At 38.0% G+C, this 5180-nt stretch carries 4 protein-coding genes; all 4 read right to left on the reverse strand.

Annotation, left to right across the window (positions count from 1 at the left end; genetic code table 11):
* Positions 1-288: 288 nt before the first annotated feature.
* Genes LC653_RS44545 through LC653_RS44560 form a run of 4 tightly spaced genes read right to left on the reverse strand, consistent with a single transcriptional unit; the run spans position 289 to position 5141 of the window.
* Positions 289-1590: an alpha/beta hydrolase gene (locus LC653_RS44545; RefSeq protein WP_229501636.1), complete on the reverse strand. Its 1302-nt coding sequence runs from the start codon at positions 1588-1590 to the stop codon at positions 289-291.
* 38 nt (positions 1591-1628) lie between these two features.
* Positions 1629-3155: a trypsin-like peptidase domain-containing protein gene (locus tag LC653_RS47115; RefSeq protein ID WP_229501639.1), complete on the reverse strand. Its 1527-nt coding sequence runs from the start codon at positions 3153-3155 to the stop codon at positions 1629-1631.
* Complete coding sequence (locus LC653_RS44555; RefSeq protein WP_229501637.1) at positions 3103-4149, reverse strand: hypothetical protein; 1047 nt, start codon at positions 4147-4149, stop codon at positions 3103-3105. Before LC653_RS44555 ends, LC653_RS47115 begins: the two co-directional genes overlap by 53 nt.
* Complete coding sequence (locus LC653_RS44560) at positions 4146-5141, reverse strand: hypothetical protein (RefSeq protein ID WP_229501638.1); 996 nt, start codon at positions 5139-5141, stop codon at positions 4146-4148. Before LC653_RS44560 ends, LC653_RS44555 begins: the two co-directional genes overlap by 4 nt.
* Between the last annotated feature and the right edge of the window lie 39 nt (positions 5142-5180).

Genomic DNA, 5180 nt, shown 5'->3' on the forward strand with positions numbered 1-5180 from the left:
TTTAGGAACATGCTCTTGTCCCCTCTCCCTTTCGGGTTTAGGTAAGTTGTTCGCCTTGGAGTCGATTACCCCGAACTCCAGCCAACTAGGTTGGCAATTCAATCAGTGCGTACCACGGCGCACCCTTACAAAGCATCCGGCTCAAGCAAGTCATAAACTATGTTAGCCTGTGTCTAACATCTGTCAGTGCGGCTACTTAGATATTGAAAACCCGCTATCCAGGTACAGTCAAAGCCTATGAACGTGGGGTTTCGTACCTCAATCCAACCTACGCGATCAGCGACCACACTATAACTTACTGAAAATCCACATCTTACCACCCTGTAGAGTTCTACTTCTTAAACCCAATCTGTCATCTGGACTAGAGTTATATTTAAATAGTTGGAATATGTCGGAAACAATTGATGTGTTATCGCTATAGTAGCTGTGACCCACGAAATCGTTACGACGATTTGAAGCATCAAGAGTTTCGACAGGGTTAACGATAACGACATCATTTTCATCCTCAAACTTTCCTGCTCGGGGATAACTACCATGCAAAAACTCAGAAAGTCTCACTGCAACATCATGTTTGGATGTGTATAGTGTGTATCGAGCAGCATTAGATGGAAAGGATGCTGCTTGATTTTTAAAGGTATCAGCATCGACATCTGGGGCTGCAAAGACAACTTGACCAAGCTTACTTTTGGTTTGGACGTTAATAATTTGCGTCAAAGTCTCCGTCAAGATGCGATTACCCATGCTATGAGCGACGAGATGTATCGTATCCAACTTCAGTTCATTAAGGCAGAACTCTAGAAAACTCTCAAAATGTCGAAGTTGCTGTGACCATCTGACATTTTCTTCGTCGGCTGGATAACCCAGAAAACGACCAGTGGATGTCCAACTAAATAACAAAGGTAGTCCTTTGAAAGCAAGATCATAGGCAAGTTGACCTGTCCGTAGTAGCGCTGCCTTGAACGTTACGTTATAACCATGTACGAACACCATTCCCTCTCGCTGTTGTCCGTCGCTGAATGCTTTATTGGCTTGTGCTGAAAACTCTGACTGAGATAGTTTAGTGAGTGAATAGATTGTCATATCCTTATCTATATCCTCGGATCTCCAAAATGGTGGTTGATTAAGACTTCCCATACGGCGATCAAGAGGAATAGATACTTCAGCTACTCCATAATTAAGAGAGCCATCACCACGGCGTTCAGTAAACTGTTGGTCTAACTTTTTTGAGCTATCGTAGTGACGAGGAGTGGCGAAATATACTGGGATAATTTCGTATCCGTACAAATCTACCCCAGTATTTGGAGCTACGCGAGTTTCTAAGCTCTCTAGGTTTTCGGATGGGCTAAATAATTCTTGACTAAATAATTCTTGATATTTTGCTTCAAGAAGTTCAAATACTTGTTTGTACTTTTCAAACTTCTCAAGAATTTCCTGTGCAACCTGATCATTGGTTTTGTTGGCTGCATCTGTCTTTAAAGACTCAAATAAATCTGTTTCAAATGATTCCCATCGCTCATTAAGTAGTTCAGGCAACTTGTGCCAAATAGCAAACATCGCCTCGATAACTCTCTTTGAGTTTAAACTTGTCATTGCATCTCCCAGTATTTCACTATGTATTGATATTGACATTAACTCAAGTCGATATTCTGGCTCCTAAGAGATGCAAATATCTTGTCAACTGGAATTCCCTGGTTCACCTCTCCAGTTAATCTTTGCAACCCACCAGCATGATGTAAGGCAACTAAATTCCAATTTGCGTCAAAACAAGGAGAACCTGAAGATCCTCGGTCTGTATTGGTAACATATTGAATTCGGTTCCTCTCGTTTTCTATTTTCGAGACGCGATCGACTGCAATTCCCATTGGTTTACCACCTGGATGTTGGATTATAAATAGTGGCATTTGCTCTCTTACCAAAATTTCATCTAACATAGCGATATGCCCTCGTTTTGCCATGTTGCTATCTTGAGGTCGGTTCTCCAGACCACCTACTGCTGCTTCTGCTGCTTTTTTTTCTAGTCTCAATAATGCATAATCAAGTTCTTCTTTAGGACTGTGAGCTACCAGCCAGGAAGATTGATCTAACAAATATGTGATGCCATCTTGTTCTTGATTTGTATCTAACTCGGCAAAAAAACCAAAATGAGCGGAAATCGAATCTGATTTTATTGCTTTTGGCTTTCCGTCTATGTCAATAAAATGGTTGACTACATGCCAGTTGGTCAAAACAAGATTGTCGCCAATCAAGAATCCGGTACCATTTGGAATTGATTCGGAATTCTCATCTTTCTTCAATTTAATCAAACAAACTTGGTTCTCTATTTTTCCAAGCTTTGACCGCCACTCCACTAAATTGAGGATTCCCGTCTCTTGACGGATGATTGATTCGAGATCAAAATTTGGTATTTCTGGGGGAATGACTTTTGCAGCCAGCCCAACTTCCATCGAATACGAGTAAAGTTCTTGATCATTAGGACGCCATTGGCGCATCCCCATAACCACATTAGCTAGTCTTTTCTGTCGCTCAAAGTAAGCCAATGTAGCCTGAAAAAACTCAAGTCCAGCATTGGAAGCCCTGATGTCTTGGGGCTTAGTCTCCATGTAAAAGGTAATAAATCTTTCAAGTTCATCTATACTGAAAGCAAAACGGATGATTTTCTCTAAAGCGTTCTTGTTTTTCTTGATTTCCTCTTCAGCATTACTTAGTAATTTTGTTGCATTAATCACGTTTTGTGATTCACAATACTTAATGATCCGATTTTCGCTATCCAAAGCATCTGATTCAGTAGAAAGCGGTGTTCCTTCATGAAGAGATGTAGGAATTGGATCACCATATGTTTTCTTCAAAAATGCAATATATCCCACATTATCTTTGACATAGGTTTCATCAATTAATTTATATTTAATAATTAAATTTGAGATAGAATTGGCCTTCTCAAATCCTATATCATTTTCATAGTCATTTAGTACATATTCCAATAGTGCACCTAGTGGATGGTGAGTTTGATTTTTTCGTCCATTCCACCTGTAGCCATAGTTTTCAAGGTTTAGAATAATAGCAGATGCTGCAATCTTGGCATCTTCACCATTAGCATTTGGTGGACTAAAATCTTCTAGTCCTGCCCCCCGGAGAAACCCTCTGCGGAAAGAGAATATTAATTATATCGGTTTTCGACAGAAAATTTAAAAGGAAAGAGTATAGGCTCTTACGGTCTTGAAAAAATCTATTATTATGAAGAATTGCTATCAACTCACGTCGCTCTTTTATAGACAAAAACCCATCTCGATACGATTGAGGTTCACTCTCCTCTATTGAGGAACCTGACGGAGAATCAGAGAAGTATTTATTGATCATTCTTTTTACATTATTTTTGTCCTTTTCTATTGAATCTTCTTCTGTAGAATTTAGTGGAGGAATACCTGGTAGCGCCTCAAGAAAAGGTCTTATCCCACCATATTTCTCATCTCTATCAAATAAATTAATAGTTATTACGGAAGCTATTCTTTCAGAATTGTAGATTGCCTTATTATTGATACCTTTAAAGTACTCCAGTAAAGATGGATTTACGTATGTTATGAGCGCTTTCAGTTTCAATTCCGGATCTTTCACATCAACAAATATTTTTTCAACAATGTTTTGAAGAGCTATTAGTTCTCCACAGAGGCTAGGCGGTTCTTCCAAACCCAAACAATACTTTAGTTTTTTTAGTATAATGATATCTAAACTTTCCTTAAAGGAATTGTCCTTAGCAACAACTTTCATTAAAGTAAGTCGAAATTTTTCTAGCTCGTCAATCGAACTAAAGGCTCTTTTCTTAAAAGTGATTCCAAACCTTAATCCTGAATCAAGTAAACTTTGAATAGAAGGAAGAAGAGGTTCAGGAGGGTGAAGATATATTATAATTGTTTTTTTTTGCATCATTTCAAACAATTCGAGAGAGATTATTTCCTTGGCTTTCTTAAGATCATTGGAAGGCAATCTAACCAATAAGCGCTCCTTATCCTTATCATTCTCATGATATAATTGAGTGCAAATATACTTATCCTTGTCATTGGTGAATTCATAGTCTTTCACTTTAAAGTGTAAATCGGGCAGACCTAAACTTTGTAGTTTATTGTATTTTGTGCGAAGAGACACATCTTTGTTCATTTCATGTTTTCCTCTGTTTTTTTGCTTCCCCCTTTTCTATCTGTCCCGACTTCCTTGCTCTCAAATCTCTCAACAAATGGCTCAGTTATTGCTTCAATCATGTTTATATTTATTTTTCCTTTTACAGATTTGGAGGAGCCTCGTTTATTATAATTTGAGGCTCTTGGAATTTTGAAATCTTCGTCTGCTTTTAATTGCAGTTCCTCTAGATTCTTCAATTCCAATATCCGCTTAATTTTATTCCAACTGTCAATCTTGATGACCTGTAGGTCTGTTTCTTCTTCAAGCCAAACAATCTTGTCAAGATTTTTAAGTGATGGAAATTGCTTTGAAGCAACAAAAACAAATAAAGGTTTAACATAAGAAGAATATTTGTCCCTCTCTTCTTCGTTCTGGAAAAATCTGGTTAAAGTCCAAGAGGCAGTAAGAAGAGAAAATATTGCTGCTTCAGATGTAACTTTAGCGGTACTAGCTATCATTACCTCAACAGCAAATGAACGCTTTCTTTCTTGGGCAAGAAATTTAACGTCAGTCAGAAGGGGGTCAATCCCTATATCGTTCGTTCTAAACGACGAATTCACATCATACCCACTCACCTCAAAGAGTTTTTCGACAGCAGCCATAGCTCTTTCTTGTAATATTTTTGGTATTAGCAAGTTGTATCTTGCTAATGGATAACTTATCTTTATAAGAGCTAGCAATGAGCAGAAAGTAAGCCACGAACTTGTTGAATATATGCCTATGAGCCTAACGTAAGCAAAAATTAGGAAAACAAAGATACCTACTATGCATAACTGGGCTACCTGCTCAGAACCGGATCTATTATCAGCTATTTGAGGATACAGATATAGTTGCTTCACGAGTAAGTCAGTAACGAAGTGGATTGTTCTATATTCATAGACAATAGACATCTCCAAAATAGTAACATTCTCTGGTAAAAGAACATCAAAGAGCTTTTTTAGCACAGAAATATGAGCGATATACTGAATCACATTAAGGCGAATCCTCAAGAAACGAAGCGATTAATTGGT

Origin of the sequence: Nostoc mirabile CHAB5784 (genome assembly GCF_020829645.1) — a bacterium.
GTDB classification, from domain to species: Bacteria; Cyanobacteriota; Cyanobacteriia; order Cyanobacteriales; family Nostocaceae; genus Nostoc; species Nostoc mirabile.